This window comes from Accumulibacter sp. (genome assembly GCF_032229525.1).
Classification (GTDB): domain Bacteria; phylum Pseudomonadota; class Gammaproteobacteria; order Burkholderiales; family Rhodocyclaceae; genus Accumulibacter.
This window is the reverse complement of record NZ_JAVTWB010000163.1, coordinates 1-2,564: the sequence shown is the minus strand read 5'-3', so window position 1 is coordinate 2,564 and position 2,564 is coordinate 1. Positions and strand designations below refer to the sequence as shown.

The following is a 2,564-nucleotide window of genomic DNA, read 5'->3' as shown; positions in this document are numbered from 1 at the left end:
AGGCGGTAAGTGACTACTGGTATCGGGGTGCCAGCCAGGAGGTGAAAAACCACGTCTACGGAAAACTCGCCAGTTTCGACGGCCAGACCGGCATCCGTTATCGCAGCGACGATCCGCAGCGCGAGTTGTACACGCTGCTCCAGCGCCGTCTGGCGCCGGTACTGAATGATCAATACGATCTCTCGCAAGTCCAGGATGCCGCCTTGCGCAAGGATCTCGCCGCGCTCGGCAGCCTGCGCGGCGCAGCACTGTCGTGGTTTCCCGAGATGGTCTTCGTGCGCCTGGAGGATGGGCTGCGGGCGCCGCGCTACTTCACCCTGCTGCGCAACACCGGCCACCGCAATGTGTCCAGCCTGCTGCTTGAAAAGGACGAGCTGCTGCCGGCCGAGAACACGATGACGGTGGTGCCGGGCTTCATTGGCGCCTACCCGAGCGCCATCTACAGCGTGCAGCGCTCGGAAATCAAGGCTCTGGCCGACACCATTGGCGGTTTGTCTTCGGAGGACGATTACCGCTCTCTGGCCGATCGTTTTGTCGTTCGTCGTAGCAATCCCGGCTTCTGGCAGGCCAGCGACGAGCTTCAGGACGCTCACCTGAAGTGGGGTCCAATCAGTTCTGGACTGCTCGACTACAACCGTCTGGAGAACCGTTGATCGGCGAAGCAGGGGCGCTCACTGCTTCTGTTTCATCATCTGCTGGATGCGCGGGTCTTTCATCATTTCGTTGAGGTTCATGCCGCCCATGTTCGGCATGATCACGTCGCCGGGTTTCTGGCCCGGCGTGCAAGGGCCGATCCAGCGGGCGTCGAGCGACATTTTCGATTCGCTCATGCCGTGCATCGGCGGGCTGAAGCGGGTATGCATATCGCCCTTGTAGGCGGAGTCGAAAGTGCCGACGAAGGTGGCGTCGGTGGTCGCCGTGCTGCCCTCGACCTTGCACACCGAGTGAACGGTCACCGTGTTCCCCTGCGTCTGGATGTCGAGGACACTGCAGTTGTGCTTCTGTTTCTTCGCCTGCTGCTGCATCAGGTCGTCGCTGTTGCGGTCGATGCATTGCTGCATGGCGCCGATCGACGGCATGCCTTCCATATGCGTGTTGAGTTCCCACAGGCCGGGCTTGCGTTTCGGCATTTCGGCGGCCTGCACGCTGGTCAAGACGCTGCAGGCCGCCAGCGCGGAGAGCAACAGGCGAGGGAAGCGACGGCTATCGGGCCTGGTCGGAGAGGTCATGAGCGTTCCTTGTCAATGAGTGGGCAAGCGGAGGCTGCGTTGCCGGCGGTCGCAGCCGGGATAGCAGAATGGCGGGATAGGGGGCGAGGCTAACCACCATCGCGAGGGCAGTCAACGCCGTTGATCCGGCGGTGAGCGTCAGGAAGCCGGAAACCCTCAGCTACCGTAAAGGAGAAAGAAGAGCGGGACGGGCGCGACCGCGATGGCCACAACGAACAGGTAGTGGCGGAACGGGACCAGCTTGCTCATTCCGACCAGTAACCCGATTCCTCCGCCGCCACCAATCAACGCATTTCCCGGCAGGTTCAGGGCCGCCGCAATGGCCAGCAGTCGGTGTTTCAGAATGAACGGAGCGATCCTGGAGGGCATTTTCTCGTTGAGGAAATCGATTCTCTGCTGTGGCTCCAGGGGTTCCAGCTTGCGTACCAGGGCGCTGGCCTTGTGGAGGCGCAACCAATCGAAAAGCAGGCACAGCGGTTGCGAAGGAATCATTCTGCCGATGGCGAAGCTGCTCGACAGAGCGGCCACGGTGCACAGGTACACGAGAAGAGCGCCCTTGCTGCCAAGCGTGAGCATCAGCGCCAAGCCGACCTCCATTCCCGGCAGGAAGGGGATCACCATCAGCAAGAAGTACAGCGCGATGGCCAGCATGACCGCCATATGCAGCAGCGAATCGTGGCGCGGAAACACCGGGAAGTTGAGCTGCCGCGCGAACCATGACCCGGCAAAGTTCAGTATGGCGAGGACGGCGATGAGCAGCAGGATCTTCACCCAGCGAACGGCGTTCGACGGCGTTGCGCCGTTGCCGGCCGGATCAGCGATCATGACCGCGCCTTCCGGGGCAGAGGGCACCGTTCCTGGTCGCGCGAAGCGGGCGGGTCATTCCTTGCGAACGCCCTGGAACCAGTATTCTCTGTGCGTATTCCAGTACCACCTTTCCTTCGTCCAGACGAAGGTGGCCTCGGCCGTGCTGCCTTTAACGAACCCTTTCCAGGCGATCTTGCCGTGGCTCGGGCTCATGGTTACGGCTTCGAAATGAATGGTGTCGCCGACAACTCGTGCCGAATACTCACTGCTGCCGAAATTGTAGGGAAAGCACGAGACAGACGTGAAGCGCCCGTCCTGGAAGACCAGCTCCTCGTCCTGATTCGGGTCCAGCGGCTGTCCTTTTTCGCCGTTCTTACCGACGAAGGTCTTGCCGTCGAGAAGATGTGCCGTCTCCGCGGCAGATGTCGGATTGGCGAAGCCGACAAGGAAGACGGCAAGAACAAGAACCAACTGTAGTGGTCGAGTTTCCATGATCAGCCTCCGGGTGCATGTGGTGTCACCGGGCCG

At 61.3% G+C, this 2,564-nt stretch carries 4 protein-coding genes; 1 reads left to right on the top strand and 3 read right to left on the bottom strand.

Features of this window, described 5'->3' with window-relative positions:
* On the top strand, nucleotides 1–653 hold a 653-nt coding region (locus RUW20_RS12575), incomplete at its 5' end, for a fatty acid cis/trans isomerase (RefSeq protein WP_313952575.1).
* Between the two features lie 18 nt (nucleotides 654–671).
* Here RUW20_RS12575 and RUW20_RS12570 read toward each other — a convergent pair.
* The 3 genes from RUW20_RS12570 to RUW20_RS12560 form a co-directional block, all read right to left on the bottom strand.
* Entirely contained in the window at nucleotides 672–1,229 is a 558-nt protein-coding gene (locus tag RUW20_RS12570) for a DUF3617 domain-containing protein (protein WP_313952574.1), read from the bottom strand.
* A 156-nt stretch (nucleotides 1,230–1,385) separates the two neighbouring features.
* Nucleotides 1,386–2,054 (bottom strand): hypothetical protein, encoded by a 669-nt coding sequence (locus tag RUW20_RS12565; RefSeq protein WP_313952573.1) that lies wholly within the window; start codon nucleotides 2,052–2,054, stop codon nucleotides 1,386–1,388.
* 54 nt (nucleotides 2,055–2,108) lie between these two features.
* On the bottom strand, nucleotides 2,109–2,564 hold a 456-nt coding region (locus RUW20_RS12560; protein WP_409559359.1), incomplete at its 5' end, for a hypothetical protein.

What these genes read in the sequence shown, in the direction of transcription:
- RUW20_RS12565 (WP_313952573.1), bottom strand. Translation starts at nt 2,054, where the DNA reads ATGATCGCTGATCCGGCCGGCAACGGCGCAACGCCGTCGAACGCCGTT.
- RUW20_RS12570 (WP_313952574.1), bottom strand. Translation starts at nt 1,229, where the DNA reads ATGACCTCTCCGACCAGGCCCGATAGCCGTCGCTTCCCTCGCCTGTTG.